The organism is Mesorhizobium sp. P2_F5 (assembly GCF_056403715.1).
Genome location: NZ_JBFUEY010000003.1, coordinates 102,547 through 128,504, shown reverse-complemented (window position 1 = coordinate 128,504; position 25,958 = coordinate 102,547). Strand labels below are relative to the sequence as shown.

Below are 25,958 nucleotides of genomic sequence, written 5' to 3'. Positions count from 1 at the left end.
GTAACAGTCATCCTTAACGGCCGCCTAAAGAGCCGGACGGGGTGCGAGGCGTCGGCGAAAGTGCTCCCTGACGGAGATTGGAAGCATGGTTTCCCGATTCTACGACCGGACCTTTGTCCGTGTCTTCTTCATGGCGATTGCCCTTGTGGGCGCTCTCGCCTTCTCAACCTCTGCGTCGCGGGCGCAGGAATACACCGCTCAGGAGATCGTCGATTCCGGCCACAAGTTCTTCGGCGCGACGTCGGGTGGTCTCGCCACCGTCGTCGAGAAGATTTTTGCCTCCTACGGCCTGCCCAATGGCTATCTGCTCGGCGAAGAGGGTTCCGGCGCCGTGATCGGCGGCCTTACCTACGGCGAAGGCACGCTCTACACCAAGAATGCCGGCGACCATAAGGTGTTCTGGCAAGGTCCGTCGCTCGGCTGGGATTTCGGCGGCGAGGGATCGCGGGTGATGATGCTCGTCTACAATCTCGACGACGTCAGCAATCTCTACAACCGGTTCGGCGGCGTTGCCGGTTCGGCCTATGTCGTGGCCGGCGTCGGCTTCAACGTGCTGCAGAACAACAGGGTGCTGCTGGTGCCGATCCGCACCGGCGTCGGCGCGCGGCTTGGCGTCAATCTAGGCTATCTGAAGCTGACGCAGAAGCCGACCTGGAATCCCTTCTGATCGGGCATATTGATATTCAGGTGAGGTCGGCCTGCGAATGGTTGATACCTGTGCTTCCGGTGCTTACGGACCCGTGTCCGCTCCGTTCCGGTTCTCGGTATCAACCATTTTCGGCTCGGCCTGACCTTATCTCAACATGCCCTCAGCCCGCGATCATGCCATCGAGTGCATTTTGTGAGGTCACAAGCCGAACCTGGCTGCGGCATACTCTTGCCGCAGCGCTGGATTTGCGTCATGCGAACGTGGCAAAGTCCAGACTTGGCGGTTGCCGGATAGCGGCCCGCCCGTAACGGGTAGTCACCTTGGTTCAGTCAATCCTGTTCTTCGCCCTCGGCTTTCTGTGCGCAGGCTTTCTGGCGCTGCTGGTTGCGCCGGCCATCTGGCGGCGGGCGGTCGCGCTGACACGCAGGCGTGTCGAGGCATCGGTGCCGCGAACGCTGGCCGAGATCCAGGCCGACAAGGACAGCTTGCGGGCCGAGTTCGCCATGACGACACGCCGGCTCGAAATCAGCGTCAAGACGCTGCGCGAGCTAGCGAATGAGCAACTCGTCGAAATCAGTCGCGGGCATGAGGCGCTGAAAGGCCTGGCGGTCGAGCGCAAGGACAAGAAGCAGGCGCTTACCGAACTGGGAGAAAAAAACGAACAGCTGCTGCATCGCGAGCAGCAATTGCAGCAGCTGACGGACAAGCTGGTGCAAGCCGAGCGCATGATGGAAAGGCGCGCGCTCGAGCTGGAAAAGCTCGAGCAGATGTATGACGACGCCTCCTTCTCCTCCAGCAATCGTCAGATCGAACTGGTGGCGCGCGAATCCGAGCTGGAAAAGCTTGCCAACGACATTTCGGTGCTGCGAGGCCAGCGCAAGGAAGCCGACAAGCGCTATCAAGAGGTCGTCGCCGAGGGCAAGGCTACGCGAGATGCCTTGAAGGCCGAGAAGAAAAGAACCGCCGAGCTCGACAAGAAGATTGAGCGCCTGCTCGCCACGCTTGCCGATCGCGAGGACAAACTCGATCGCCGTGAAAAGGAACTGGCCCGGCTTCGCGAACGATTGAAGGGTGAGGCTGTGGGAGGCGCCGTGGCTGCTGGCCTGGTTGGCACGCAGGACAATGCCCCATCCAGGGGTGATGACATCGACAAAGTGCTCGCCAAGATCGAAGGCGATCGCGAGCGGCTGGAAGCCAGGTTGACGACACTGGCCCGCGAGAACAAGCGGCTGAAGACGGAGCTTGGCGGTTCCGAAACCACGAGAAATGGCGACAACAGGCACAGCGCCGGTGATGCGTTGCGCGAACAGATGAACACCCTCGCGGCAGAGGTCGTCAGCCTGACGGCCAAGCTCGAAGGGCCCGATTCGCCGATCGCCAAGGCATTGGCTGCGCCGCAAGAAGCGCGGTCGGGCACCACCAGCCTCGCCGATCGCGTCCGGGCGCTACAGAAGGCAGATTTGCCGAGCTGAGCTTCAGGCCGCTGGCTTTCAAAAATTCTGCGCGACTACGACTTGCCAGTCGAAAAATGATGCAGCGCGATGGCTGAGGCGGCTGCGACATTCAGGCTGTCGAAGCCTTCAGACATCACGATCCGCACCGTCCGCAGGCGCGCAAGCAGGCTCTCGGGCAGGCCTTCGCCTTCGGTGCCGAGATAGAGCGCCAGTCGTTTCGGTCTCGCGGCATCGCGAATATCAGCCTCACCGCGCGGCGACAATGCGACCTGGCCGAAGCCCAACTCGTCGAGTTTCGCGATGAAAGCTTCAGTGTCGCTGAAGGACGCAAAGGGGACCTTCAGCGCGGCGCCGACAGAGACACGGATCGCCTTGCGATACAGCGGGTCGCAAGAGGTGGCGTCGATAAGCACGGCATCGGCGCCGAAGGCGGCGGCGTTGCGGAAGATCGATCCCATATTGTCATGGTTGGCGATGCCGACGAGCACGACGATCAACGCATTCGCAGGCAAGGTCTCCAGCAAGGCTTCGGCGGGTTGCAGGGTTCCCTTGCTGCCGATCGCCAATATGCCGCGATGCATGTGGAAGCCGGCGATCCTATCCATGACGTCGCTTGTCGCCACGTAAACCGGCAGGTCGGCAGGGGCCTTGTGCAGGATGTCGTCGAGCCCGGCCAGCCGGTTTTCGAGAACCAGGACCGACTCCGCGGCAAAGCGTCCGGCTGACAGCAGGACGTCCAGCACCACCTTGCCTTCGGCGATGAACCGACCACGGCGGCCGGTGAGATCGCGTTCGCGGATGTCGAGATAGGCGGCGACCCGCGGATCGCGTGCGTCGTCGATCTGGATCGGATCCATCAATACCTCGGCCGGCGAAAAATCGTCAACGAGGTAAGGAGCGATCGGAGCCGCAGGTCAAGTCCCGGCGCGGCGCAGACGCGTTGCCATCTGGGACAAGTCGCCTATCCCGAAAACGCCGTCCAGCATGCGCAACAGCTCGCGCACGGCTTCCGACTTGCAGGAATAGTAGATCATCTGCCGGTCGCGGCGGGTCTCGACAAGATCGAGCGCCCTGAGCTTGGCCAGATGTTGCGACAAAGCGGACTGACTGAGCACTACCTTTTCGGCGATGGCACCGACCGACATTTCACCGTCGGTCAGATAGCTCATGATCAAAAGCCGCTTTTCGTTGCCCATAAGGGTCAGAAATGTCGCCGCCGATTCGGCATTGGCGATTAGTTTGGTCGAGACCATGCCCCATGTTTCCCTGCTCATCCGAACGCTATGGGGGCAAATAGCGTTAGGTGCTATAATTCAGCGATGGATCACGCTGCTGATTCAGCGTCGTGTGAATCGTAGATGATTTCGCCCAAATCTCAAGACATGCTTTTGATTCATGACGATTATCCTTGCTAACCCTGCGTAGCCGGCGCACGTCCGGCCTTGGCCATGTCGACGAGGACGGGTCGCAGGTCGCGCGCGGTATTCAATGGTTGCGGAAAATAGACCCGGCAAACGGTGTCGCCCGATGCCAGGTCCATGCCGTCGGCGTCGAAGCCGGTCATGATCCAGCCATCACCTTCGGCCTTGGCGAAATGATGAGCATAGACGGCGATTGCGTCGAGATGATCGGCATTCATGTGGTCGAGAGCCGACTGTTCGCTGGCGGCCAGCTCGTCGACGATCGGCCCATCGCTGATGAGATCGGCACGGTCGAGCATATAAGCCTTGCCGAAACCGCCATTGAGGCTGGCGCGCTCCGGCTCGAGGCGGAAGATCGAGAAATCGCCGAGCCCGGAATAGAGCTTTGCCTTGGGATTGCGGTTGAGATAACGCCGCTCGGCGCGGGCATGGGCGCCCGAGCCGCGCTTAAGCGGCTGCGCCCGGCAAACCAGGGTTATCCTGGGGTGCGCCAGCGGATCGCCCTTGCCGGGTTCACCGACCAGTAGCGAGCAGCGCGGGTCGGTGAGGATCGCACCGGTGTGGGCGGAGAGCGCCGAGACCAGGATCAGCGGCGCGCCATCGGTGTCGGTGGCGACGCCGACCCTGGAGGCCAGCGGCGAACCGGTTGTGGGCTCGATCACCGCCAGGGCGCCGAAACGGGCGCTGCGAATCAATGTGCCAGCCAGCCTGATCGCTTCGGCGTCCGTCGCGCGAATGACGTCCTTCTTCGGTTCGTCCAAGATGCTCACCGGGTTAAGTTGATTTTCTTCATCCAGTTATTGGCCAATCATGCCGGATTTGACAAGCGCTTTGATCTCATCCGCCGAAAAGCCGAAGCGCGCCAGCACGATTTGTGGCCGCTGGTCATCATCGTCCGGCATGGTGGCAAGCGCCGGCTGCGAGGCGGAAAAGCGCGGCGCAGGCGCCGGGCGTTCGAGCCCGCCAGCCTTCACAAATGCGTGACGGGCGCGGTTGTGTGGATGATCCCTGGCTTCGGTCAATGACAGGACCGGTGCGACGCAGGCGTCGCTTCCGGTAAACAATGCGTCCCACTCGTCGCGCGTCTTCTGCCGGAACCGGTCGGCAATGGCGGCGCGCATGTCCGGCCACAACGCCTTGTCGTACTGGCCGCGGATAAAATGCTCGCCGAGCGGCAGCAGGTTGGCGAATTCGGCGAAAAAGCGCGGTTCGAGGCAACCGACCGCGACGTGGCGTGGGTCCGCGGTCTCATAGGTGTCGTAGAAGGGCGCGCCGGAATCGAGCAGGTTCGCACCGCGCCGGTCGCTCCACAGGCCGGCCGCCATGAAGGTGTGAATGGGCGCCGCCAGCATCGAGGCGCCCTCGACCATCGCCGCGTCGACCACCTGGCCCTTGCCGGAGCGCGAACGCTCAAACAGCGCCGCGAGCACGCCGGCGATCAGCATCATGGCGCCGCCGCCATTGTCGGCGATCAGGTTCAGTGGTGGCACCGGCCGGCCTTCCTCCCGACCGATGGCATGCAGCACACCGGAATAGGCTAGGTAGGTGATGTCGTGGCCGGAGCGGTCTGCGAGCGGCCCGTCCTGGCCGAAGCCGGTCATGCGGCCATAGATCAGCGCCGGGTTGCGCGCCAGTGCGGCATCCGGACCGATGCCGAGCCGCTCCATGACCCCGGGGCGAAAGCCCTCAATCAGCAGATCGGCTTTCTCGACGAGACCCAGCACCAGCTCGGTGCCTGGTGATTGCTTGAGGTCAATGCCCAGGATGGAGCGGCCGTGACGGTCGAGATTGTGCGCATCGGAGAGCGGCAGCAAAGGCTGGTCCGAGCCGGTGCGCTCGATGCGCAGTACCTCGGCGCCCATCTCCGACAGCATCAGCCCGGCTAGCGGCACCGGGCCAAGCCCTGCCATCTCGATGACTTTCAGGCCGGCCAGCGGGCCGGTCTTCACTGCGGCTGCGCCGGCCGCCATGGCCGTCTATTTCGGCGCCATGCGGATCGCCCCGTCGAGGCGGATGGTTTCGCCGTTCAGCATCTGGTTCTCGACGATATGCAGTGCCAGTGCCGCATATTCCGACGGCTCGCCCAGGCGAGACGGGAAAGGCACGGCCGCACCAAGCGAATCCTGCACCTCCTGCGGCATGCCGGCCATCATCGGCGTCTTGAAGATGCCCGGCGCGATGGTGCAGACGCGAATGCCGGAGCGCGCGAGATCGCGGGCGACCGGCAGCGTCATGCCGACGACGCCGCCCTTGGATGCGGCGTAGGCGGCCTGGCCGATCTGCCCGTCGTAGGCGGCCACCGACGCGGTGTTGACGATGACACCGCGCTCGCCGCCCTGCAACGGTTCGAGTTTGGCGGCGCGGTCGGCGACGAGGCGGATCATGTTGAAGGTGCCGATCAAATTGATCTCGATCACCTTGCGATACTGGTCGAGCGGGTGCGGGCCATCCTTGCCGATGGTCTTCACACCGATGGCGATGCCGGCGCAATTGACCAGGATGCGTGCGGGTCCAAGCCTTTTTTCCACCTCGGCGACCGCCGCCGCACCGCTGTCGGCGCTGCTGACGTCGCACTGGATGGCGGTGCCGCCAATGTCGCCTGCCACCTTCGCCGCCCGGTCGATGCCGATATCAAAAATGGCAACGCGGGCGCCCTTGTCGGCCAGCGCGCGGGCGGTTGCCTCGCCGAGGCCGGAGCCGCCGCCGGTTACGATCGCAATCTGGCCGTTCGGGTTCATGCCGCGTCCTCCCTGCTTTTGCGGGTCATGCTACGGAGGTCGCCGCCATGGCGCAACCTGACCGAGGGGATCAATCGCGACAGGTGCCGGGACGGGTTCTGAAGGTCAGGCCATCACCGGCGCGTGCTCGGCAATCCTGGCAAGGCTGGCATGGCCGACCTCGCCAGAGAGCCGCGCCACCGCACCGGGCACGATCTCATGCGACAGCAGCCGGTCGAGGTCGACCGGGCGCGGCATGGAGATCTGGCCGCGCGGGATCTTCCTGAAGCCGAGCGGGCCGTAATAAGGCTCGTCGCCGACAAGGATCACCGCCGGAGCGCCGGCCTTGACGGCCGCTTCCAGTGCGATCGCCACCAACCGGCGGCCGATGCCGAGATTCTTGAAAGCGGGCCGCACGGCAAGCGGTCCAAGCATCAGCGCGCGGCCGGCTCCGGCGGCAATGCGGGTCATCCGCACCGAGGCAACGACGATGTCACCGTCGACGGCGACAAAGGACAGCGAGCGCTCGTGGCCGCCGGCCTCGCGGATCTTGTAGGCGGCCAGCACGAAACGGCCGGGGCCGAAGGCTTGGTCGTTGATGGCTTCGATTTGGGGGTCATGCGCCGGAGTTTCCGGCAGGTATTTCACGTCGGCAAGGCTCATGGTCTTCGCGGTCCGATATACGAGGAAGGTTGCTGCAAGCGGCAGCGTTCGCCAGTCAGCGCATCAAGCGCGGGCGCCCTTTCGTCGTCGGTCAAACCGTATCGAGGCAAAGTCGAACATGCGGAGTGTCCGCTAGCATCATTTTTCGGCCGCTGCAATCGGCCGTTTTCATCAGGCGTTTCGGACGAGTGACGCTCTGTTCAGCAGATGACGCCTTCGACATTGCCGCGTTACGCCTACATTGGCGAAACGGACACAAGGAGATTTCGCATGGGATTGCTGGTCGAAGGCAAATGGCAGGATCGCTCGGCCAAGGTCGATAGCGGCGGCAGGTTCATCCGCGCCGAGACGCAGTGGCGCGACTGGATCACGCGTGACGGCGCGCCGGCGCAAGGCCGCACGCGCGGCTTCAAGGCTGAGCCCGGCCGCTATCATCTTTACGTCTCGCTCGCCTGTCCGTGGGCGCACCGCACGCTGATCTTTCGCGCACTGAAGAAGCTCGAAGACATCATCTCGGTTTCGGTCGTGCATCATTTCCTCGGCGCCGACGGCTGGACTTTTCTGGCTGAGGACGGCGCCACCGGCGACACGCTCTACGGCCTCGATTTCCTGCATCAGATCTACACCAAAGCCGATCCCGCCTATTCGGGCCGAGTTTCGGTGCCGGTGCTGTGGGACAAAAAGGAACAGACCATCGTCTCCAACGAATCCGCCGAGATCATCCGCATGCTCAATTCCGCCTTCGACGAATGGGGCGATGCCAGCATTGATTTCTATCCGCCGGCGCTGCGCGGCGAGATCGAAAAGATCAATGCGCTGGTCTATCCGGCCATCAACAATGGCGTCTACCGCGCCGGCTTTGCCACCACGCAGGTGGCCTATGAGGAAGCGTTTGGAGAGCTGTTCTCGGCACTCGACACGCTGGAGGAGAGGCTGTCAAAACAGCGCTATCTCACCGGCGAGCGCATCACCGAGGCGGATTGGCGGTTGTTCACGACGCTGGTGCGGTTCGACCCGGTCTATGTCGGACATTTCAAATGCAATCTGCGCCGCATCGCCGACTATCCGAACCTGGCGAACTATCTGCGCGATCTCTACCAGGTGCCCGGGGTCGCCGGCACGGTGAACCTGCACCACATCAAAACGCATTATTACGGCAGCCACGAGAGCATCAACCCGACGCGCATCGTGCCGGTCGGGCCGGAACTCGATTATGGCGCGCCGCATGACCGGGCGCGGTTCAGGAAGGCGGCGTGAATCTGCGCGGTGGCAATCTGTCTATTTGAAGGGTTCTGTATCGAGTTGGATCTGTCTGGCACTGAATGTCTTCAGCATGACCTTGCCGAACCATTTGGAGAAGCCGACTGCATTGAGGCAAAAGCCAAAAGCCGCCAACACGACAAACACTATGATCCAGGCGAGAGCAGGGATGCCGGCGACATCGGGCGCGATGCCGATTGTAATTGAAACCAGCAAACATACCGCTGAAAACATCAATGCTGCTGCTGTTGAAAAGAGCACCATTCTCCAATACTCACCTCGGTTAAAAAGTCTTCCGTTTCGCCGAATGAACACTGAGTAGGCGAAAAATGTCGAAGCAAATATAATGACGAAGCTGGCGGCTGAGTTAACACTGTTCGGAGTAGGTACCAGGAAGCCAAAACCAAGCCACGCCAAGTAAAGTATCACCTGTGTCAAAATATAAACCCCAACATAGGGCCACAGATTTACGGCTTCGGTCCTATCGGATGGCATTCAGTTTTCCCCAGAGCTCAGGTGACAATAGCGGCTTGACCCCTCACGACAAGATAAATCGCTGCTCACCAATAGGGCGAAGGTTGTTCGCCTCCAAAAACCTCATTGATCCGCCGCAGCGTTGCCGGCGTCGTGCCTTCCGGCAGACGGTCGAGCGGGAAGAAGCCGGCTTCGGCGATCTCGTGGTCCGGCAGTTTCGGCGCCGTCTGACTGAAGGCCTCGATCACGTAGAAGGCAACGTGGTCGCGGCGGCTGGAGCGGCGGTTGAAATGCATTGATCTCAAGACCGGCGGGGCGGTAAGTGCGATGTTGCCTTCCTCCGTCAATTCCCGCGCCAGTGCTTCGCCAAGCGTTTCGCCCACCTCGACGCCACCGCCCGGCAACTGCCAGCCGGGAACATAGGTGTGGCGGRTGAGGAAGACGGAGTTCGACGCGCGGTCGTGGATCAGGCCGCGCACGCCAAGGGTAATGGGCCGCCGCAGCAGGAAATACAGATGGAACAGCCTTGCCCTGAGGCCCGCCCAGCCGGTCTGGCGAAACGCCTGCTCCGGGTCCGATATCGCCATCGCTAGCGAAACCGCGAGTGGACAGGAAACAGTGAGTGGAAAGCGGGGGGCGCGTCGCCTATGAAGGAAGGATGTTCAGGCTCGCGCATATTTCCGATGTCCATCTGGGGCCGCTTCCCGGTGTAACCTATCGCGAACTCGCGTCCAAGCGCGTGGTCGGCTACGTCAACTGGCAGCGCAACCGCCGCCGCCATATGCACGACGCCGTCATCGACACCATCGTCGCCGACATGAAGGCGAGCGGTCCCGACCATCTCGCCGTCACCGGCGATCTGGTCAATCTGGCGCTGGATGGCGAGATCGAGATGGCAAAGCACTGGCTGGAGACGCTAGGCCCTCCGGAGGATGTCTCGGTGGTGCCGGGTAATCACGATGCCTATGTGCCGGGCGCCTTCGACAAGGTCTGCCGCTCCTGGGCAGCATGGATGACCGGCGACGGCGTGACTGCGCCGATCGACCGCAACACCTTTCCCTATCTGCGCGTGCGCGGCAACGTCGCGCTGATCGGCGTCTCGACTGCGCGCGCCACGGCGCCGTTCATGGCCAACGGCTTCTTCCTCGAGGGACAGGCGCAAAGGCTGGCCTCGGTGCTCGACGCAACCGCCAAACGCGGCCTGCTGCGGGTGATCATGATCCATCATCCGCCAGTGCGCGGCGCTGTCACCCAGCAAAAGCGCCTCTTCGGTATCTCCCGCTTCCACAAGACCGTTCACCGGCACGGCGCCGAGCTTGTGCTGCACGGTCATTCGCACCTGCCGTCACTGTTCTTCATCGGCGGACGCGGCACCAGGATTCCGGTTGTCGGCGTCGCGGCTGCCGGGCAGTCGCCAGGCGGCAAGAACCCGGCGGCACAGTATAATCTGCTCGACATTGACGGGGAAAAGGGCAGCTGGCGGATCCGGCTGACGCGACGCGGCCTGACCGGGCTGGCCATGCCGCCGTCGGACCTGCAGGTGGTGGAACTCGGCGTCGATGCCGAGGCAAAATCGCTGATCAGAAGCTGATCTTCATCGCCAGGATGCGATCCCAAAACAGCACGGCCGACACAGCAAGGCCAACTAGGGCGCCGGCGGCGATCAGGACGAGGCCGGACAGGAAGGTCGACCAGCGCTTGCCGGGCGCGGTTGCTTGCAAGGGTGGTTCGGCTTCCCGCACGGTGGCGCGGCTCAGGCCGGCAACGGCCGGCTCGACGCCGCCCTCCATCATACGCTGACGCTCGACGATGCGCTCCGCCACATAGCGCGTAACCTGATCGGCTACCGGTTTCATATCGGTCGATTCGGCAAGCACGACGCGGCCGATGCGGGTATCCCTGAGGAAGCGGTAGGTGCGGCGGTCGCGCCCCATGGCGACATGGCTGACGGCGTCGATCCACAGCCGCGGCTGCAGGCCCGACGAGAGTACGAAGTCGAAATTGTCCATGTCGGCGGGCACGTCGGCAAAGACTGGGGTGAGTTCGGCGGCGAGCAGATCAAGCCGCATCCGGTGCGCCTCGCGCATGTCGACCACGACATCGTCGCGATCGGCGAAGGCGTTCTTTACGTCGCGAACGGCATCGGACAGTTTGCGCGACGGGGTTAAAGAGGTGAACTGCTCGTCAGGGTCCTTCATTATCCCTCGCTAATATGGTTAATAGCGAGTTAACACAGCCGCCGGCAAAATGCACTGGCGAGATGCCCAGCGAGGTTCAGCTTGCCGCGGCGCCAAGTGTCGGACGCAGGCGCCGGCCGTGGCGTGCCATGTTCCGGCGTACCGCCTGGGCGACCACCTCAGGCACTTCCTCGACCAGCATATGGCCGGCATCGAGCACGTGATGGATATGAAAATGCGCCGGCAGGCCATCAGCCTGGGTAACGGGCAGCACTGGATCGTCCGTTCCCCAAACCACCATCACCGGCATGTCGAGCCGGTCGAGCTGTTCGCGGGGGATGACGCCCTGCCGCTCATCCTTGGTCATGACGGCTGATATCTCGATCAGCTTGCGCAGCTGGCCGGGGCGCCGGCGCACTTCCGCCAGGACGCCAACGATGCGTTCGGGCGGCGGGCTTTGCGGCCCCGACATGGCGGCAAGGCAGGCGCGAATTTCTCGTCTGTCGGCCACCGCTGCGTAGCGGCGCAACAGCGGTCCGTTGATCTCCGGGCCAAAACCGCCCGGCGCCAGAAGCGTCAGCGAGCCTATCCTTTCAGGCTCGGCCAGCGCCATCAGCGCAGCGACCGCACCGCCCATCGAATGGCCGGCGACATGCGCCGTTGCTATGCCGCGCGCGGCCAGATCGGCGAGGACCGCTCGAGCCGCCGTCCTGGCGGGACCGCCGCCCGGGAAATCGAGCGACAGTCCGTGTCCCGGAAGATCGTAGGCCAGTGTTCTGATCCCGGGCGCCAGTGCCGAGGTCACCTCGCGCCAGATGTCGTGGCAACCGCCGAAGCCATGCAGCAGGACGACCGTCTTCGGCCCGACGCCCCGCTCGGCAACATAGAGGGATGAGACCATGAAAAATGTATGATTATTGCAAGATCGGACAGGAAATTTCGAATTGAGGCTGGATTGCGCCCAGTCCAGATCGATGGCCAGTAAAATTTTCGCGATCCGGAAAGATTAGCTCGCGTTGCCGAGGCCCGCGGCGCGCAACGCCTCCACTAGCCGCTCGGTCAGATCGGCGGGATATTTCCGCTCGGCGTAAGCCGCACGCGGGTCAGCGGCGAATTTCGGGAATTTGGTGGTCAGCTCATCCAGAAGCTTGGCCGCCAGCTGCTCGCGGCCGGCAGCCTTGGCGCCGATCAGCCGTGCCGCCAGATAATGCGATTTCATTGCCGTCGTGCGCAGCGACTCGCTGGCGATTGCGGCCTTGTTCATATCGCCCAGCATGAACTGTCCGGCGAAGAGCCCGTAATCCCACCAAGTCGGGTGGCCGCTGAACGTCTCGACGGCATGGGTCAGGATCGGTGTTCCCTCGGCATACTTGCCGGCGAAGATCAGGCCATAGCCGTAAGCGGCAGCCATGCTGAGGTCGTAGGGGTTGAGCTCATAAGCCTTGCGCATCCAGCGGATTGCTTCCTCGGTGTTGCCGAGGCGCGAGTACAGGTAACCGTATGCGCGGTGCGCGTAGGGGCTGGTCGGCCCCATCTGGATGGCGCGATGGGCAAAAGACATCGCTTGTTCGACCGTCGCGTCAGGCGGATAGGCGTAGTGATCGGTCGCGGCCTCGAGATGGAGCGATGCCAGTTCCGAATAAACGAGCGACGATTTCGCGCCTTGGCTGGCAAGGCTTTCCAGACAGCGATAGGCGGCCTCGTGAGTCTTGGCGCTCTGGTCGAGATAATACCTGTCGTTGAGGATCAGGCACCTCGTCAGCCCGGTCTGAATGCCGTTTTGTTCGATGTAGCTGTAGAGCGGGCCGGCGGCGGGAATGGTCGAACTGAGGATGGTGGCGATACGATCCTCGACGATACCAGGCGCGCTGTCGCCGGCCGTCAGATTGCGCGACAAAAGCACGCGGCCGGTCGCCACGCTCTGCAACTCGAGCGTCACGTCACCTGCCATGGGTCCCGGCAGGACATCGAAAACGAAGCTGGTCGGGTCGGTGCTTGGGTCGCGCTTGCTGTCGGCGTCGCGGCCGATGAAGTCGATGGTGTCGAAACCGGCAAGACCGGCGCGCAGCGAGGCGGCGACGCGGCCGGCCTCGGGGCCGGTGGCCTTCACTGCGATGTAGACGAGGGGCAGGGCCTCCATCGTCGACGATGCGATGCTGCTCGTCGCGCCCGCGGTCTCGACCACCGCCGCCGGATCGCTGCTGGCAAGCAGTGCGCCGCTGCCCTGGCGCAGGATGAGCACACCCAGCATGAGGATGACCAGCGTCATGGCGACCCAGAAGAACTGGAGATGGCGGGCCAGCGAAGGTCCGGGTTCTGTAACCAACGAAGTTGTCCCGGGAAGCGCGGCAGGAGCCGCCTGGTCAGGCGATCCGGGCAAGGCGGCTACCGCCTGCGCCAGCGCCACCGGCTCCTGCCCTACCGGCAGGCGTATGGCGTTGAGTTCATAGGACGGCACATAGCCGCCGCGCGGAATGGCGATGCGGACCGGTTCGGCTACGCCTTCATTGGCGAAATAATGCTGGAGAAGTTCGCGCAGCCTGCCTGCTTGCACCCTGACCACGGCGTCGGTCGACGAATCGAAATCGCCGTCCTTGCCGAAGACGTCCATGGCGATGGAGAAACCCTTGAGTCTGTCAGCTTCGCCGGCTTGCTCGCGCTCCACAAGGTAGCGCAGCAACTTGCGTGCACGCTCGGAACGTCCGAACGTTTCGCTGGCGAGCAGTCGCTCCAGTGTTTCGCGCACTGCGGGGGCGGCAGGCGTGGCATGCTGCAAGTGTCGATCCTCTCGAAGTCGGCACAGGTTAAGGCGCGATAATATAGCGCCTGCACCACCACACAAGCATCCAAATATTATGCGATCACGTACCGCACCGGATAATTGCCGATGGTTAACACGAAAAAATCGGAATTTCCCCCGGCAAATGGGGGATTTCCGGGCGCCGCTGAGATACGACGCCCGGGAAGAGATCAGCTGGTCTTGCGGCCGATTATCCGGTTGGCGGCCGAAACTACGGCTTCCAGCGAGGCGGCGACGATGTTGGTGTTGATGCCGGCGCCGAACAGCTTGCCGCCGGGATATTCCATCTCGACATAGGAGATCGCCGAGGCGTTCGAGCCGCGCTGGAGCGAATGTTCGGAATAATCAAGCACCGACATGTCGACGCCGACATGGCGCGACAGCGCATCGACGAAGCCGTCGATCGGGCCGGTGCCGGAGCCGGTGATGGTCGTCTCCTTGCCGTTGTCGAGGATCACCGCCTCGACCACGCGCCGGGCCTTTATCTCGGTATCGGGATAGGTGTGGTGGTCGAGGAATTTGAGCCGACCGCCAGGCTGGTCGACGTAGGTCTCGAGGAAGCGGTCGTGGATGCGCTTTGCCGGCACTTCCTTGCCTTCCGCGTCGGTGATCGCCTGGATCTCCTGGCTGAACTCGATCTGCAGATTGCGCGGCAGATTGAGGCCGTAATCGGCCTGCAGCACGTAGGCGATGCCGCCTTTGCCGGACTGCGAGTTGATGCGGATGATCGCCTCGTAGCTGCGCCCGACATCGGCCGGGTCGATCGGCAGATAGGGCACTTCCCACACCGGCGTGTTGGCCTTCTTCAGCGCCTTCATGCCCTTGTTGATGGCGTCCTGGTGCGAGCCGGAAAAGGCGGTGTAGACGAGCTCGCCGACATAGGGGTGGCGCTCGGGGATCTTCAGCTGGTTGGAATATTCGTAGACGTCCTTCATCCGGTTGATGTCGGAGCAATCCAGATGCGGATCGACGCCTTGGGTGTACATGTTGAGCGCCAGGGTGACGATGTCGACATTGCCGGTGCGCTCGCCATTGCCGAACAGCGTGCCTTCGACGCGGTCCGCGCCCGCCATCAGGCCGAGCTCGGTGGTGGCGATGCCGGTGCCGCGATCATTGTGCGGGTGCAGTGAAATCAACAGGTTTTCGCGGTTGTCGAGATTGCGGCACATCCATTCGATGCGGTCGGCATAGATGTTGGGCGTCGACATTTCGACCGTCGACGGCAGGTTGATGATCAACTTGTTGTCGGGCGTCGGCTTCACGATCTCGGTGACGGCGTTGCAGATCTCCAGCGCCACTTCGAGTTCGGTGCCGGTAAAGCTCTCCGGCGAATATTCGAAGCGGTAACCGCCGCCGGCCTTGGCCGCCATGTCGGTGATCATCTTGGCCGCGTCGGTGGCGATGCGCTTGATGCCGCCGACGTCTTTCTCGAAGACGACGCGGCGCTGCAACTCACTGGTCGAATTGTAGAAATGCACGATCGGATTGGTCGCGCCCTTCAGCGCCTCGAACGTACGGGTGATGAGTTCGGGACGGCACTGCACCAGCACCTGCAGCGAGACATCGGCCGGCACATTGCCTTGTTCGATGCACCAGCGGGCGAAATCGAAATCGGTCTGCGAGGCTGAGGGGAAACCGATCTCGATCTCCTTGAAGCCCATGTCGAGCAGCAGCGCGAACATGCGCGCCTTGCGCTCATGGCCCATCGGATCGATCAGCGCCTGGTTGCCGTCGCGCAAATCGACCGAACACCAGATCGGCGCCTTGTCGATGACCATGTTGGGCCAGGTGCGGTCGGTGAGGCCGACGGTCGGATAGGATTGGTATTTGCGGGCAGCGCCCGGCATGTGGCCGGCCGCGCGTTTTACGCTTTCGGCTTCGCCGGATCGGATATCTTCTCGTGCGTTCATCGTCTTGTTCTCCCGGCGGCTCACGGATCGGTCTTCAGACGGATTGGTGGCGAGCAGCGCCTTACCAGATTTTCGTTCGCTTGATGTGAAGTGCCAATTTTAAACTGGCCAAGGAGCGTGCGCGTAAGCGGCGGTTCGACCGCCGGGCGCTCCTTCAGCGAACCCGGCGATCGCCGATAAGGCCGAGAAGAAGCAGGGTCGATGCCAGCGCGCGCACGGTCTCGCCGGCAAAGCCGGTCGGACGGGAAGCGACGGAGGAGACGCGCGTGTTCATGGCGGGTTTCATACAGGAGCGACCATGGAGAGGCAAGTAGGCGCATTTGCGCCCATTCCAGGCCTCTTCCCCGCGCGCGGCAAATACGCCAGACTTGGTGTTGTTTCGTGCGTGTCGTCGTTCCTTCGCAGTCCGGGCGACATGCATGGACGAGGTCGCGATGCCGGGGGAGGTCGTCCATGAATTTTGTTTTCTTCTCGCCGCATTTTCCCGCCAACGGCGCCGATTTCTGCGACCGGCTGAAGAAGGCCGGCGCCACGGTGCTGGGCATTGGCGATGCGCCCTTCGAGGCGCTGGACGGCAAGCTGAAGGCGGCACTGTCGGAATATTACCGCATCGCCGACATGGAGGATTACGATCCGGTGTTCCGGGCGATGGGCCATTTCATCCATAAATGGGGCCGCATCGACCGCTTCGAGTCGCTCAACGAGCATTGGCTGGAGCTTGAGGCCAATATCCGCACCGACTTCAACATCTACGGCACCAAGCTCGATTTCGTGAAGAACCTGAAGCGCAAGAGCCGCATGCGCGCCTTCTTCCGCAAGAGCGGCGTCGACACCATCGCGCAGCGCAAATGCTCCGATCGCGCCGGGGCCATGACCTTCATCCGTCGCGTCGGCTATCCCGTGGTGGTGAAGCCCGATTCCGGCTCGGGCGCCTCGAACACCTTCAAGATTTCCAACGCCAAGGAGCTCGATCAGTTCTTCCGGGACAAGCCCGAGGATGTGACCTTCGTCATGGAGCAGTTCATCGAAGGCCTGGTGGTGACCTTCGACGGGTTGGTCAACCGTGACGGCGAAGTGGTGCTTGCTGCCAGCCACCGCTACGACCAGAGCGTCATGGAGGTGGTCAACAAGGACCGCCACATGAGCTACACCTGCTTTCCCAAGATCAGGCCCGCGGTCGAGGAGGCGGGCAGGAAAATCCTGAAGGCGTTCGACGTGCGCGAGCGCTTCTTCCACATCGAGCTGTTCGAAACCAAGGACGACCGCGTCATCGCGCTCGAGGTCAACATGCGCCCGCCCGGCGCCTGGATGACCGATGCGATCAACTACACGTTCGACATCGACGTCTATGCGGCATGGGCCGACATGGTAGTGAAGGACGCTGCCGGCGGGCCTTACGAAGGCAAGTATTTCACCGCCTATGCCAGTCGCAAGCATCACCTCCACTATTTGCACAGCCATGAGGACGTGCTAGCCGCGCATCGCGACAAGATCGTCCATCATCAGCCGATAGAAAAGGTTTTCAGCCGCGCCATGGGAAATTACGCCTACCAGATGCGCTCCAAGGACGAAGCAGCGCTGCGCGAGGCCGTCGCCTATATCCACGCGGAAAAGGCGTGAGGCGATGGACATTTCCTATCACAAGCATTTCGCCGGCAATCTCGGCCGCGACATGGAATACAAGCGCTACGGCCATGCCGGCCGGCCGGTGGTGGTGTTCCCGACCTCGCAGGGGCGGTTCTACCAGTTCGAGGATTCCGGCGGGGTAGGGGCGCTCTCCGAATTCGTCGACACTGGCCGCATCCAGCTGTTCGCTGTCGACGGTATAGATTCGGAATCCTTCTTCAACAAGCACGCCGACGCCGCCCACCGCATCGGCCGCCACGAGGCCTATTTCCGCTATGTGCGCGAAGAGGCGCTGCCGGAGTTCCTGGCCACGGCCGAGCAAGCCAATGGCGGGCGCAAGCTGAAGCCGCTGTTCACCGGCTGCTCGATGGGCGGCTACCACTCCTCGAACTTCGTCTTCCGCTTTCCCGAGCTTGCCAGCGGCGTCATCGCACTGTCGGGCGTCTATTCGGCGCGCGACTTCTTCGGCAAGGCGCTGGAAGGCGACATTTTCTATAATTCGCCACTCGACTATCTGCCCGGCATTGTCGACCCCAAGCTGCTGGCACGGCTGAAGGCGCTGAGGATGATCTTTTGCTGCGGGCAGGGCGCCTGGGAAGAGCGCATGCTGGTCGAGACGCGCAGGCTGGAACAAATCCTGCGCGACAAATCCATTCCGGCCTGGGTCGACTATTGGGGCGGTGACGTCAGCCATGACTGGCCATGGTGGCACAAGCAGCTGGTCTATTTCTTCGGCCGTTGGCTGGACGACGATCTGATGCATAGATTGGACTGATGACCACACCCGAGCCCATCCGCCGCTTTGTCGACGCCACCAACGCCGGAGACACCGAGGCCTTTCTCGACACGTTCACAGCCGACGCGTCCCTGACCGACTGGGGACGGTCCTTCCATGGCCGCGAGCAGATCGCGCGCTGGAACCAGTCGGACAATATCGGCGTAAAATCCAATCTCCGCATTGTCCGCATCGCCGAGGCGCAAGGCAGCTACCAAGTCCGCATTGCGGTCAAAGGCGACGGCTTCAACGGCGAGGGCGACATGACCTTCGTGTTGGACGGCGCTCGCATAGCGAGCCTCGTCATCAGCTGACGCCGCGCTTGGCTAGCCTTCCTGGCATACCGGCAGTGGGATGGTCTCGTGTTCCGCTGCCGATCCACGGCGCAGGCCGAGGAAGACGACAAGAGCGGTGACGATAGTGATCGCCGCCAGCACGATCAGCAGCCTGTCGAACGCCGTCTCGTAGGCCTGGACCAGGGCCGTGGCTCCGGCACCCGGCGAGCGGGCGGCCGCTGCGCCGACATTGCCGGTCACCAGCAGTTGTGCGGCGGCGGTTGCACTGAGGGAAGGCGCCGTTCCCTGAGCCGCCAGTTGCGCTGCCGTGAAACCCGACAGGACAGCCATGACGATGGCCAGCGCCACGCCTTCGCAAGCGACGCGGGTGGTGTTGAAGATGCCGACCGCCATGCCGGCGCGCTCCTTCGGCACGACGCTGACGGCAAGCCCGTCCATCAGACCCCAGGGCAGGGCGATGCCGACGCCGATCAGCACCAGCGGCGCCACCAGGGCGATGGCGACAGGCGGTGTCAGGCTCAGCCAGACAAGGCCGGCGGCGGCGATCAGCAGGCCGACGCCGCAGATCGTCGCCGGTGCGATCCAGCGTGCGAGCTGGCCGGCAAGCAGAGGCAGGATCAACAGCGGTCCCGAGAGGCAGATCATCAATTGCCCGGCCTCGATCTCGCTCATCCCTTCGATGCCGATGAAGCGGATCGGCAACAGCACGAGCAGAACGACGAAGCCATAGGCCGGGGCAGCCGCCAGAAACTGGACGCCGACGAAGCGCGGATAGCGGAACAGCGAGAGATCGAGCATCGGCCGGCGCGCCCGCCGCTCAACGATGACGAAGGCGGCAAAGAAGAGAGCAGCCATGGTAAGCAGCCCGATGACGAGGGGATCGGTCCAGCCGTTTTGCGGTGCCTGCAGCACGCCATAGGTCAGCGCTGCCAGCGCGATCGTGAAGGTGCCGGCGCCCGCCCAGTCGAGACCGGTCGCATCCGGGTCGCGCGATTCCTTGATGGTGCGCAGGCCGAGCAGCGCGGCTGCAATCGCAAGCGCTGTGACCAGAAGGAAGGTCGACCGCCAGCCGAAGGCATCGATGAGCAGGCCCGACGCGATCGGTCCAAAAGCGAGGCCGATGCCGAAACTGGTGCCGAGAAAAGAGAAGGCACGCAGCCGTAGCTGTCCCTCGAATTCCTGGGCGAGCGCTGAGGCGCCGCCGGCGAAGGCGGCGGCACTGCCGAGCCCTTGCGCCGCCCTAAACACATCGAACCAGACAATGTCAGGCGCAAACATCGAACCCAGCGATGCCAGGACATAAATGACGAGCCCAACAAGGAAGAGCCGCTTGCGGCCATGATTGTCGGCCAGCGCGCCTGACGCCATCAAGGTGGCGGCGAAGGTCAGCATGAAGGCGTTCGTCACCCAGTTGAGCGCGATCGGGCTGCCGCCGAGATCGGCTGCAATACGCGAGAGTGCGACGGCCGGGCCGGTGAAGGTCAAGGGCATGGTCATGGCGGCAAGGCATACCGACAGCAGGACGAGCCATGGCGCGGCCGCGCCGTTTGGGGTCTTCGGGGTCATGGATTTTCCTATCTGAAGCAGTATCCGCCGGCCTGCCGCTGGGAGTGCGGCGCCGGCCGTGACGACAAGATAGGCCAGCGACATTTCCAGAAAAATAGTATTAAATCTCCAGATATAGCGGACTGAAACGCTCGAATGGAGAGATGAGATGGATCGCCTCAACGGCCTCCTGGCCTTTGCCCGCACGGCTGAGTTCGGCAGCTTCATCGCCGCCGGCCGAACGCTCGGCATCTCGGCATCGGCCGTCGGCAAGAGCGTCGCCAGGCTTGAGCAGGACCTCGGCGTGCGGCTGCTTCAGCGCAGCACGCGCCGCATCGGCTTGACCGAAGAGGGCAAGCTGTTCAACGAGCGGGTGCGCCGCATCCTCGACGACATCGACGATGCCGAGGCGATGCTGTCGCGGACGCGCGAAACCCCACATGGCCGGCTGCGCGTTTCAACCCCGATCGTGACCTATCATCTGCTGCTGCCGGTGCTGTCGGAGTTCATGGCGCGCTATCCCGAAATCGAACTCGACATTGACTTCAACGACCGCATCGTCGACCTCATCGACGAAGGCGTCGACATTGCGATTCGCAGCGGCGACCTGCCGGATTCGCGCTTGGTGGCCCGGCCGCTTGCGCCCTTCCGGCTGCTGTTGTGTGCAGCGCCTTCCTACATCGAGCAGCACGGCAACCCGAGCGGACCGGGCGATCTCGTGAACCACTACGGCATACGCTTCCGCTTTCCCAACAGCGGCAAGCTGCAGGGCTGGCCGTTCGTCGGCGGCAGTGCCGAGCCGGAGGTTCGCTCGATGCTGACCTGCAACAACACCGAGGCGTTGAAGGGCGCGACTATGGCGGGACTTGGCATCAGCTCGATGCCCGATTTCCTGGTCCGCGACGCGCTGCGCGACGGCAAACTTCTGACCGTGCTGGACGACTATGTCGATGGCCGCGGCCAGTTCCGCTTGCTGTGGCCATCCAATCGGCATTTGTCGCCGAAGGTTCGCGCCTTCGTCGATTTCCTCCCCGACCGGCTTGCCGCGACGCTGAGCGGTTCGTAGTCCTTTGCGGCCGGCGGCGATGACGACGACAGTGAGGAATAGCGCTGCCTTCAGTACGTCGCGCGGCCGCCGGAGAGATCGAACGTTGCGCCAGTGGTGAAGGAGTTTTCGTCCGACAGCATGAAGGCGATCATCGCGGCCGCCTCTTCGACCTCGACGAAGCGGCCGCGCGGAACCTTGCCCAGCATGTAGGCGACCTGGGCCTCGGTCAGCTGTTCGAGGATGCGGGTGCGCGCCGGTGACGGCGTCAGCGCGTTGACGGCGATGTCGTGGCCGGCCAGTTCCTTGCCGAGCGATTTGGTCAGCGCGAGCACGCCGGCCTTGGCGGCGGAATAGGCGGCGGCATTGGGATTGCCTTCCTTGCCCGCGACCGAGGCGACGTTGACGATGCGGCCGTAGTTGCGCGCGATCATGCCGGGCACCAGGCGCTTGCAGCAGTAGAAGACGCCGTTGAGGTCGATGTCGATGATCTGGCGCCAGGCGGCGGGATCATAATCCACCACCGTCGCCGCCGGTCCGGCAATGCCGGCATTGTTGATCAGCAGATCAACCGGGCCAAGCGAGCGCTCGGTTTCGATCGCGGCGCTGTCGACGGCCTCGATCAGCGATTGATCGCAGAGCAAAGCCTCGACCCGGCCGAGCGGGGCGAGTTCGGCGACGGCGTTCTTCATCGCAGCCTGGTCGACATCCCAGATGGCAACGCCGGCGCCCGACGACAGCAGGCGCCGGGCCACCGCAAGGCCGATGCCTTGCGCGCCGCCGGTCACCACGGCGACGCGACCAGAGAGATCGACGGCATTCACGCGACGGTTCATGGGCAATTTCCTCTTCAACGTATCTTTGAATTCGTAACTCAGTCCCTGACGGCTCGCGCCACGAGCCGCGCTATGCTCGGCCCGGCGATGAGCACGACCAGGAAGCGGGCCGATTGCAGCGCCATGACGAAGGATATGTCGACGTTCTGCGCGGCGGCGGCAATGATAGCGACGCTGTCCATGCCGCCGGGGCTGGTTGCGAGATAGGCTGTCAGCGGATCGATGCCGAGGACATGGCTGATCAGCCAGGCGAGACCGCCGCAGAAGGCGATCAGCACGATGATCGAGCCGACGATCTGCGGCAGCGCCCGGGTCGCGTGGCGCAGGATCGGCCGTGTAAAATTCAGCCCGATCGACCAGCCGACCATCCCATAGCTGAGCGCCAGCAGCCATTGCGGCAATTGCATCGCCACGCCGAAGCCGAGATGGACGATGGTGCCAAAGATGAAGGTGCCGAGAAAGAAAGGCGAGGGCAGCCGGCAAAGGCGACCGAGCAGGCCGCCGATCAGTGCCACGCCGAGCGTGGCGGCAAAGGCAGCCGGATCGATCGGCGGGAACCAGACGACAGCTGGGATTTCAACGCCTGAGGTGTCGACCCACATCTTGGCGACGAGCGCTGCCGTCATCGAGACAAAGATGACGCGCAGATACTGCATGAAGGCGACGAGGCGCTGGTCGGCGCCGAAGGCACCGGCCATCAGCACCATGGCGGTGGCTGCCCCTGGCGAGGAACCCCAGACCGCGGTGGTGCCGGGCAGGATGCGCCAGCGACTGGTCAGCCAGCCGAGCAGGCTGGATGCCGCAAGCGTCGCCAACACCACGACGAGGAACAGCGGCCATTCCTTGTAGAAAACAGAAAAGATGTCGGCTGAGATCGACGCCGCGACCAGGCAGCCGACGACGGCCTGGGCGGCGGCGAACAGCGGCCGCGGCACGCGCACCGTGGCGCCATTGGTGCCGGCAAGGATCGCCGCCAGCATCGGGCCGATCAGCAGCGCGGCCGGCAGTGCGGCATATTCCAGCGCGCCGGCGAACAGCAGCGAGAAGACCAGCAGCACCAGCCACTGCCGGACCGGGCGCATGCGCGCCATGCGTTCGACGGCCGGCTGATCTGGCGAGGAGTCCATGTCAGGGTCTTAGACCTGGGGAGGAAAAATGCGAACCCGCTATCGGAGAAAATTCGAGGTCTCGCGTCGGCGCCCGGGCGTCACTCGTTCTTGACAGCGGCCAAGCCGAAGCCGCCGGCCGGATGGGTCTCGACCTGGAATTCGAAGCCGGCGATGATCGGCCGCGCCTTGGCGATCGCCGCCTGGACTTCCGGCAGCTGCAGCGAAGCCTTGTGGCTCGCGGCGTCGGTCCACACTTCGGTCACCCAGATCGCGTCCGCATCGGCCGGATCGCGGGCGATGACATAACTCAGGCAGCCGGGCATGGCGCCGGTCGAGGCGAGCAGGACATCCATGATCGCGTCGCGCTGGCCGCGCGCTGCCCGCATCTTGCCGATCAGTCCGTACATTGCCTTACGTCTCCCCTTCAAACCTCAGCAAACGCTCGCATGGTGTGCATGGTTGCGAGACGCAGTATGCAATTGCCGGCTCACGGCATCAACTGGCCACCGTTCACCTCGATCACCTGGCCGGTGATGTAGCCACTCAGGAGATCGGACGAGAGGAACAGATAGGCTCCGACGCAATCCTCCGCCGTGCCGGCGCGCCCTTGAGGAATGGTGGCGACCATGCCTTTCATCTGCTCGTCGGTGGAATAGCGCTCGTGGAATGGCGTCAGGATCGTGCCCGGCGCCACCGCGTTGACGCGGATGCCGAAGCCGATCAGTTCCTTGGCCATGCCGCGGGTGACGTTGGAGACGAAGGCCTTGGCCGAGCCGTAGAGCCCGGCGCCGCCGCCGGCGCCATTGCGTGCGGCGATCGACGAGGTGTTGACGATGAAGCCGCCCTGCTTCTTCAGCCAAGGCATCGCCTTGCGTGACGCCGTCAGCACCGAGCGGGCGTTGAGGTCCATCACCGCGTCGTAATGCGCCTCGGTCTGCTCGGCATAGGGGACGCGGCCAAGCATGCCGCCGGCATTGTTGACCAGCCCGTCGAGCCGGCCGAAATGCCCGGCGCTCTCCTCGACAACACGCTCGACATCGGCGGCAGCTGAGAAATCGCCCTGGGTGAGGAACACCTCGCCGCCGCCGTCGCGGATGGTCTTGGCCAGCTTTTCCGCCGCCTCGCGGCTCGAATTGTAGTGCAGCGCGACACGGCTTTTTTGCACGGCATAGGCCAGCGCAAGGGCAGCACCTATGCCGGTCGAGGCGCCTGTGACCAGCACCGCCTTGCCGGCAAGATCTGGGATGACAAGAGCGGTCGCGGTCATGGGCGTTTTTCCTCCGGGATGTCTGCTCTCCCTTCGTAGGCTCACACCGGCCTTGCCTTCAAGTCCGTGGCGGCTCACGGCCTGAGATAGGCGTAGCCCTGGCGCTGCAGTTCGGCGAGCTTGACGACACCACCCTTGTCGGCGGCGCGGAAGCCCTCGAGCAGGTCGGCAAGCGTGATCTCCATGCCCTTCATGGTGTTGCCGCAAGCGTGCGGCTCAAGACCCTGCTGGACGAGGCCGGCGAAGCGTCCCGAGATCGCCGCCGATATGCCTTTCGACTTGAAGCCGGCAAGGGCTGGACCATGCACGACCAGCACGATCTCGACCTTGCCGCCAGTGCCTTCATAGTGGTTCTTGATGTTGCCGAGCACGAACTTGACCTTGTCGAGGTCGCTGAGGTGATAGGCGACCTTGGGCTTGTCCTCGGCGGCCGCCGCCTGGCTCAGTCCAAACAGGCCGGCGGCGCCGGCAAGACTGGCACGGAACATGTCGCGTCGGCGCATCGCATACTCCTCCTGGCGCTCACCGCAAATTGCGTGGTTGTGGCCATGATCCTAGCATAAACTGACGCTACGTCCTGTCGATGCGAGGGAGGGGCACATGACGTTCATGAAGTGGAAGAATTTCGCTGGCGCTGGATTTGGCGCCATGCTGCTCGGCGCGCTTGCGGGTTCGGCCGTCGCCGACGATGCGCTGAAACTGCCCGAACTCAGCCCGAACGGCGCCGATGCCTGTTTCGGCCGTGTCTACGACGCAGCCCACCTCAAGGCGCATCCCAAGCAGAAGGTGGCGCGGATTTTCTTCCTCTATGGCCATGATCCGGTGAGCCGTCCGAACGAGGAGCCGACGGCAAACGCCGACACTTCCTACAACGGCTTTCTCACCACCACCGTGCGCGGCGCCAAGACGCCGCAATGGGCCGGCGGCTGGTGCAACCACGAGTCCGAGGACGGCAAGTCAGGTCCGATCCGCTGCGGCATGGACTGCGACCGCACCATGGCCTCGCTGAAGCTCGATGACAAAGGACGCCTGATCCTCACCGATGTCTCATCCGATCTTTATCTCGACGCGGGATCGGAAGATGAACTCGGCGAGGCCGAATATGACCGGCAGGCGCTGGGCTCGGAAGACGATAATTTCCGTCTGGACCCGATGCCGGTCGCGACCTGCAAGGCCGAATTCGCGCGCATCGACCCGATCGATCCGGCGCTTGGCGCTCCGTTGCGCGAGCGGCTGAAGCCGGACCAACCTTTCTGCTACGGGCGCGATTACGATGCCGCGCATCTCTCCTCGCATCCTGACCAGGTGACGCAATCGATCCGCGTCTTCCGCGGGCCGGTCGAACTCGCGTCCTTCGCGTCAGGCGGCGATGTCGCCAACTGGCCCGACGGCGCCGACATCGCGGTTTCGGTGACCACCCGGAAGAACGGGGCCAAAATCACGCAGACCTATTCCTGCCAGGGCGAAGCGGACCAGTGGCGCTGCGCGGCCAGTTCGAAGATGAGCAATTTTTCCTGCGATATCGCGCAGAAGGAAATCTACCTCAAGCGCGGCGCCAACGGCACCATGATGCTGGCCAACCCCAACAGCAGCCTGGCGATCGTCGATCTGTGTTCGAAGGCAGCGGACGGCAAGACGGAATCGGACGACAAGGTGTATCGGCTGGAGGCGATGCCGCAGTCGGCCTGTGCTCCGTAAGCACCAACGCTTCGTCATCCACGGGCGAAGCAAGGAGCGTAGCGACGCGGCGCAGACCCGAGGATCCATGCCGCGACTTCGAAGCGTTGCTTCGGTGCAGTATTCTGCTCCGTTGTATTCCTAGACGGAGGTAACGGCATGGATTCTAGGGTCTGCGCGACGGAGCTTCGCTCCTGCTTCGCCCTAGAATGACGAAGTTCGGAAGGCTTCGGCCAATCTTCCAAAGTCGTGACGAA

Annotated in this window: 27 protein-coding genes; 9 read left to right on the top strand and 18 right to left on the bottom strand. The window is 63.3% G+C overall.

The genetic code is table 11. The annotated features are described in order from the left end of the window. Positions 1–130: 130 nt before the first annotated feature. Positions 131–667 carry a DUF1134 domain-containing protein gene (locus AC1DYO_RS04640; protein ID WP_477261455.1) on the top strand — a complete coding sequence of 179 codons (537 nt, stop codon included), beginning with the start codon at positions 131–133 and terminating at the stop codon, positions 665–667. A gap of 302 nt (positions 668–969) precedes the next feature. Then, positions 970–2,121 carry a coiled-coil domain-containing protein gene (locus AC1DYO_RS04635; protein ID WP_477260766.1) on the top strand — a complete coding sequence of 384 codons (1,152 nt, stop codon included), beginning with the start codon at positions 970–972 and terminating at the stop codon, positions 2,119–2,121. A gap of 35 nt (positions 2,122–2,156) precedes the next feature. On the opposite strand, the gene AC1DYO_RS04630 is transcribed toward AC1DYO_RS04635, so the two are convergent. The 6 genes from AC1DYO_RS04630 to AC1DYO_RS04605 all read right to left on the bottom strand — a co-directional run bounded on the left by AC1DYO_RS04630 (position 2,157) and on the right by AC1DYO_RS04605 (position 6,904). Continuing rightward, the gene (locus AC1DYO_RS04630) at positions 2,157–2,960 is read right to left on the bottom strand and encodes a TrmH family RNA methyltransferase (protein WP_477260764.1); all 804 of its coding nucleotides are present in this window, start codon (positions 2,958–2,960) and stop codon (positions 2,157–2,159) included. 57 nt (positions 2,961–3,017) lie between these two features. Continuing rightward, positions 3,018–3,356, bottom strand: a complete 339-nt coding sequence (locus AC1DYO_RS04625) for an ArsR/SmtB family transcription factor (RefSeq protein ID WP_181061271.1) — start codon at positions 3,354–3,356, stop codon at positions 3,018–3,020. A gap of 158 nt (positions 3,357–3,514) precedes the next feature. Continuing rightward, positions 3,515–4,285: a HugZ family pyridoxamine 5'-phosphate oxidase gene (locus AC1DYO_RS04620; RefSeq protein WP_477260762.1), complete on the bottom strand. Its 771-nt coding sequence runs from the start codon at positions 4,283–4,285 to the stop codon at positions 3,515–3,517. A 36-nt stretch (positions 4,286–4,321) separates the two neighbouring features. Beyond that, positions 4,322–5,494, bottom strand: coding sequence for a CaiB/BaiF CoA transferase family protein (locus AC1DYO_RS04615; protein WP_477260760.1), 1,173 nt, complete (start codon positions 5,492–5,494; stop codon positions 4,322–4,324). Between the two features lie 6 nt (positions 5,495–5,500). After that, positions 5,501–6,262 carry a 3-hydroxyacyl-CoA dehydrogenase gene (locus AC1DYO_RS04610; RefSeq protein WP_112561149.1) on the bottom strand — a complete coding sequence of 254 codons (762 nt, stop codon included), beginning with the start codon at positions 6,260–6,262 and terminating at the stop codon, positions 5,501–5,503. A 105-nt stretch (positions 6,263–6,367) separates the two neighbouring features. Continuing rightward, on the bottom strand, positions 6,368–6,904 hold the full coding sequence (locus AC1DYO_RS04605) for a GNAT family N-acetyltransferase (RefSeq protein ID WP_477260757.1): 537 nt from the start codon (positions 6,902–6,904) through the stop codon (positions 6,368–6,370). 270 nt (positions 6,905–7,174) lie between these two features. Here AC1DYO_RS04605 and AC1DYO_RS04600 point away from each other — a divergent pair, with 270 nt between their 5' ends. Continuing rightward, positions 7,175–8,161 carry a glutathione S-transferase family protein gene (locus tag AC1DYO_RS04600; RefSeq protein WP_477260755.1) on the top strand — a complete coding sequence of 329 codons (987 nt, stop codon included), beginning with the start codon at positions 7,175–7,177 and terminating at the stop codon, positions 8,159–8,161. Between the two features lie 21 nt (positions 8,162–8,182). Here the strand turns inward: AC1DYO_RS04600 and AC1DYO_RS04595 are convergent, their stop codons facing one another. After that, positions 8,183–8,659, bottom strand: a complete 477-nt coding sequence (locus AC1DYO_RS04595) for an ABZJ_00895 family protein (protein ID WP_477260753.1) — start codon at positions 8,657–8,659, stop codon at positions 8,183–8,185. Positions 8,660–8,724: 65 nt separating this feature from the next. After that, complete coding sequence (locus AC1DYO_RS04590; protein WP_477260751.1) at positions 8,725–9,225, bottom strand: NUDIX domain-containing protein; 501 nt, start codon at positions 9,223–9,225, stop codon at positions 8,725–8,727. A gap of 71 nt (positions 9,226–9,296) precedes the next feature. Here AC1DYO_RS04590 and AC1DYO_RS04585 point away from each other — a divergent pair, with 71 nt between their 5' ends. Continuing rightward, entirely contained in the window at positions 9,297–10,229 is a 933-nt protein-coding gene (locus AC1DYO_RS04585; RefSeq protein ID WP_477261453.1) for a metallophosphoesterase family protein, read from the top strand. Here AC1DYO_RS04585 and AC1DYO_RS04580 read toward each other — a convergent pair. The 4 genes from AC1DYO_RS04580 to leuA all read right to left on the bottom strand — a co-directional run bounded on the left by AC1DYO_RS04580 (position 10,219) and on the right by leuA (position 15,462). Further along, positions 10,219–10,836 carry a hypothetical protein gene (locus AC1DYO_RS04580; protein WP_477260749.1) on the bottom strand — a complete coding sequence of 206 codons (618 nt, stop codon included), beginning with the start codon at positions 10,834–10,836 and terminating at the stop codon, positions 10,219–10,221. The two genes, AC1DYO_RS04585 and AC1DYO_RS04580, sit on opposite strands and share 11 nt — an antisense overlap. Positions 10,837–10,912: 76 nt before the next feature. Then, a complete protein-coding gene (locus tag AC1DYO_RS04575; RefSeq protein WP_477260747.1) occupies positions 10,913–11,716 on the bottom strand; it encodes an alpha/beta fold hydrolase in 804 nt (267 codons plus the stop codon). A 105-nt stretch (positions 11,717–11,821) separates the two neighbouring features. Then, the gene (locus AC1DYO_RS04570; protein WP_477260745.1) at positions 11,822–13,591 is read right to left on the bottom strand and encodes a hypothetical protein; all 1,770 of its coding nucleotides are present in this window, start codon (positions 13,589–13,591) and stop codon (positions 11,822–11,824) included. Positions 13,592–13,785: 194 nt separating this feature from the next. After that, complete coding sequence (gene leuA, locus AC1DYO_RS04565) at positions 13,786–15,462, bottom strand: 2-isopropylmalate synthase (RefSeq protein WP_477261451.1); 1,677 nt, start codon at positions 15,460–15,462, stop codon at positions 13,786–13,788. A 516-nt stretch (positions 15,463–15,978) separates the two neighbouring features. Here leuA and AC1DYO_RS04560 point away from each other — a divergent pair. Genes AC1DYO_RS04560 through AC1DYO_RS04550 form a run of 3 tightly spaced genes read left to right on the top strand, consistent with a single transcriptional unit; the run spans position 15,979 to position 18,240 of the window. Next, the gene (locus AC1DYO_RS04560; RefSeq protein WP_477260743.1) at positions 15,979–17,145 is read left to right on the top strand and encodes an ATP-grasp domain-containing protein; all 1,167 of its coding nucleotides are present in this window, start codon (positions 15,979–15,981) and stop codon (positions 17,143–17,145) included. Between the two features lie 4 nt (positions 17,146–17,149). Next, positions 17,150–17,926: an esterase family protein gene (locus AC1DYO_RS04555; RefSeq protein WP_477260741.1), complete on the top strand. Its 777-nt coding sequence runs from the start codon at positions 17,150–17,152 to the stop codon at positions 17,924–17,926. Continuing rightward, positions 17,926–18,240, top strand: a complete 315-nt coding sequence (locus tag AC1DYO_RS04550; protein WP_477260739.1) for a nuclear transport factor 2 family protein — start codon at positions 17,926–17,928, stop codon at positions 18,238–18,240. The genes AC1DYO_RS04555 and AC1DYO_RS04550 overlap by 1 nt, the downstream gene beginning before the upstream one ends. Positions 18,241–18,252: 12 nt before the next feature. Here the strand turns inward: AC1DYO_RS04550 and AC1DYO_RS04545 are convergent, their stop codons facing one another. Then, complete coding sequence (locus tag AC1DYO_RS04545; protein WP_477260737.1) at positions 18,253–19,788, bottom strand: MFS transporter; 1,536 nt, start codon at positions 19,786–19,788, stop codon at positions 18,253–18,255. A gap of 148 nt (positions 19,789–19,936) precedes the next feature. Here AC1DYO_RS04545 and AC1DYO_RS04540 point away from each other — a divergent pair, with 148 nt between their 5' ends. After that, positions 19,937–20,833 (top strand): LysR family transcriptional regulator, encoded by an 897-nt coding sequence (locus AC1DYO_RS04540; RefSeq protein WP_477260735.1) that lies wholly within the window; start codon positions 19,937–19,939, stop codon positions 20,831–20,833. Between the two features lie 50 nt (positions 20,834–20,883). Here AC1DYO_RS04540 and AC1DYO_RS04535 read toward each other — a convergent pair whose 3' ends face one another. From AC1DYO_RS04535 to AC1DYO_RS04515, 5 genes are all read right to left on the bottom strand, one after another. Then, complete coding sequence (locus AC1DYO_RS04535) at positions 20,884–21,636, bottom strand: SDR family NAD(P)-dependent oxidoreductase (RefSeq protein ID WP_477261449.1); 753 nt, start codon at positions 21,634–21,636, stop codon at positions 20,884–20,886. A gap of 50 nt (positions 21,637–21,686) precedes the next feature. Then, positions 21,687–22,775: an AbrB family transcriptional regulator gene (locus AC1DYO_RS04530; RefSeq protein ID WP_477260733.1), complete on the bottom strand. Its 1,089-nt coding sequence runs from the start codon at positions 22,773–22,775 to the stop codon at positions 21,687–21,689. Between the two features lie 80 nt (positions 22,776–22,855). Beyond that, entirely contained in the window at positions 22,856–23,164 is a 309-nt protein-coding gene (locus AC1DYO_RS04525; RefSeq protein WP_181061292.1) for a putative quinol monooxygenase, read from the bottom strand. 80 nt (positions 23,165–23,244) lie between these two features. Next, the gene (locus tag AC1DYO_RS04520) at positions 23,245–24,024 is read right to left on the bottom strand and encodes an SDR family NAD(P)-dependent oxidoreductase (RefSeq protein WP_477260731.1); all 780 of its coding nucleotides are present in this window, start codon (positions 24,022–24,024) and stop codon (positions 23,245–23,247) included. 74 nt (positions 24,025–24,098) lie between these two features. Next, positions 24,099–24,527 (bottom strand): DsrE family protein, encoded by a 429-nt coding sequence (locus tag AC1DYO_RS04515; RefSeq protein WP_477260729.1) that lies wholly within the window; start codon positions 24,525–24,527, stop codon positions 24,099–24,101. Positions 24,528–24,624: 97 nt separating this feature from the next. Here AC1DYO_RS04515 and AC1DYO_RS04510 point away from each other — a divergent pair, with 97 nt between their 5' ends. Then, positions 24,625–25,722: a hypothetical protein gene (locus AC1DYO_RS04510; RefSeq protein WP_477260728.1), complete on the top strand. Its 1,098-nt coding sequence runs from the start codon at positions 24,625–24,627 to the stop codon at positions 25,720–25,722. The last annotated feature ends 236 nt before the right edge of the window (positions 25,723–25,958 follow it).

Excerpts from the sequence above, each read along its gene's own strand:
- AC1DYO_RS04640 (WP_477261455.1), top strand. The coding sequence starts at position 131 with ATGGCGATTGCCCTTGTGGGCGCTCTCGCCTTCTCAACCTCTGCGTCG.
- AC1DYO_RS04630 (WP_477260764.1), bottom strand. The coding sequence starts at position 2,960 with ATGGATCCGATCCAGATCGACGACGCACGCGATCCGCGGGTCGCCGCC.
- AC1DYO_RS04625 (WP_181061271.1), bottom strand. The coding sequence starts at position 3,356 with ATGGTCTCGACCAAACTAATCGCCAATGCCGAATCGGCGGCGACATTT.
- AC1DYO_RS04615 (WP_477260760.1), bottom strand. The coding sequence starts at position 5,494 with ATGGCGGCCGGCGCAGCCGCAGTGAAGACCGGCCCGCTGGCCGGCCTG.
- AC1DYO_RS04610 (WP_112561149.1), bottom strand. The coding sequence starts at position 6,262 with ATGAACCCGAACGGCCAGATTGCGATCGTAACCGGCGGCGGCTCCGGC.
- AC1DYO_RS04605 (WP_477260757.1), bottom strand. The coding sequence starts at position 6,904 with ATGAGCCTTGCCGACGTGAAATACCTGCCGGAAACTCCGGCGCATGAC.
- AC1DYO_RS04600 (WP_477260755.1), top strand. The coding sequence starts at position 7,175 with ATGGGATTGCTGGTCGAAGGCAAATGGCAGGATCGCTCGGCCAAGGTC.
- AC1DYO_RS04595 (WP_477260753.1), bottom strand. The coding sequence starts at position 8,659 with ATGCCATCCGATAGGACCGAAGCCGTAAATCTGTGGCCCTATGTTGGG.
- AC1DYO_RS04585 (WP_477261453.1), top strand. The coding sequence starts at position 9,297 with ATGTTCAGGCTCGCGCATATTTCCGATGTCCATCTGGGGCCGCTTCCC.
- AC1DYO_RS04580 (WP_477260749.1), bottom strand. The coding sequence starts at position 10,836 with ATGAAGGACCCTGACGAGCAGTTCACCTCTTTAACCCCGTCGCGCAAA.
- AC1DYO_RS04575 (WP_477260747.1), bottom strand. The coding sequence starts at position 11,716 with ATGGTCTCATCCCTCTATGTTGCCGAGCGGGGCGTCGGGCCGAAGACG.
- leuA (WP_477261451.1), bottom strand. The coding sequence starts at position 15,462 with ATGCCGGGCGCTGCCCGCAAATACCAATCCTATCCGACCGTCGGCCTC.
- AC1DYO_RS04560 (WP_477260743.1), top strand. The coding sequence starts at position 15,979 with ATGAATTTTGTTTTCTTCTCGCCGCATTTTCCCGCCAACGGCGCCGAT.
- AC1DYO_RS04555 (WP_477260741.1), top strand. The coding sequence starts at position 17,150 with ATGGACATTTCCTATCACAAGCATTTCGCCGGCAATCTCGGCCGCGAC.
- AC1DYO_RS04550 (WP_477260739.1), top strand. The coding sequence starts at position 17,926 with ATGACCACACCCGAGCCCATCCGCCGCTTTGTCGACGCCACCAACGCC.
- AC1DYO_RS04545 (WP_477260737.1), bottom strand. The coding sequence starts at position 19,788 with ATGACCCCGAAGACCCCAAACGGCGCGGCCGCGCCATGGCTCGTCCTG.
- AC1DYO_RS04540 (WP_477260735.1), top strand. The coding sequence starts at position 19,937 with ATGGATCGCCTCAACGGCCTCCTGGCCTTTGCCCGCACGGCTGAGTTC.
- AC1DYO_RS04530 (WP_477260733.1), bottom strand. The coding sequence starts at position 22,775 with ATGGACTCCTCGCCAGATCAGCCGGCCGTCGAACGCATGGCGCGCATG.
- AC1DYO_RS04525 (WP_181061292.1), bottom strand. The coding sequence starts at position 23,164 with ATGTACGGACTGATCGGCAAGATGCGGGCAGCGCGCGGCCAGCGCGAC.
- AC1DYO_RS04520 (WP_477260731.1), bottom strand. The coding sequence starts at position 24,024 with ATGACCGCGACCGCTCTTGTCATCCCAGATCTTGCCGGCAAGGCGGTG.
- AC1DYO_RS04515 (WP_477260729.1), bottom strand. The coding sequence starts at position 24,527 with ATGCGCCGACGCGACATGTTCCGTGCCAGTCTTGCCGGCGCCGCCGGC.
- AC1DYO_RS04510 (WP_477260728.1), top strand. The coding sequence starts at position 24,625 with ATGACGTTCATGAAGTGGAAGAATTTCGCTGGCGCTGGATTTGGCGCC.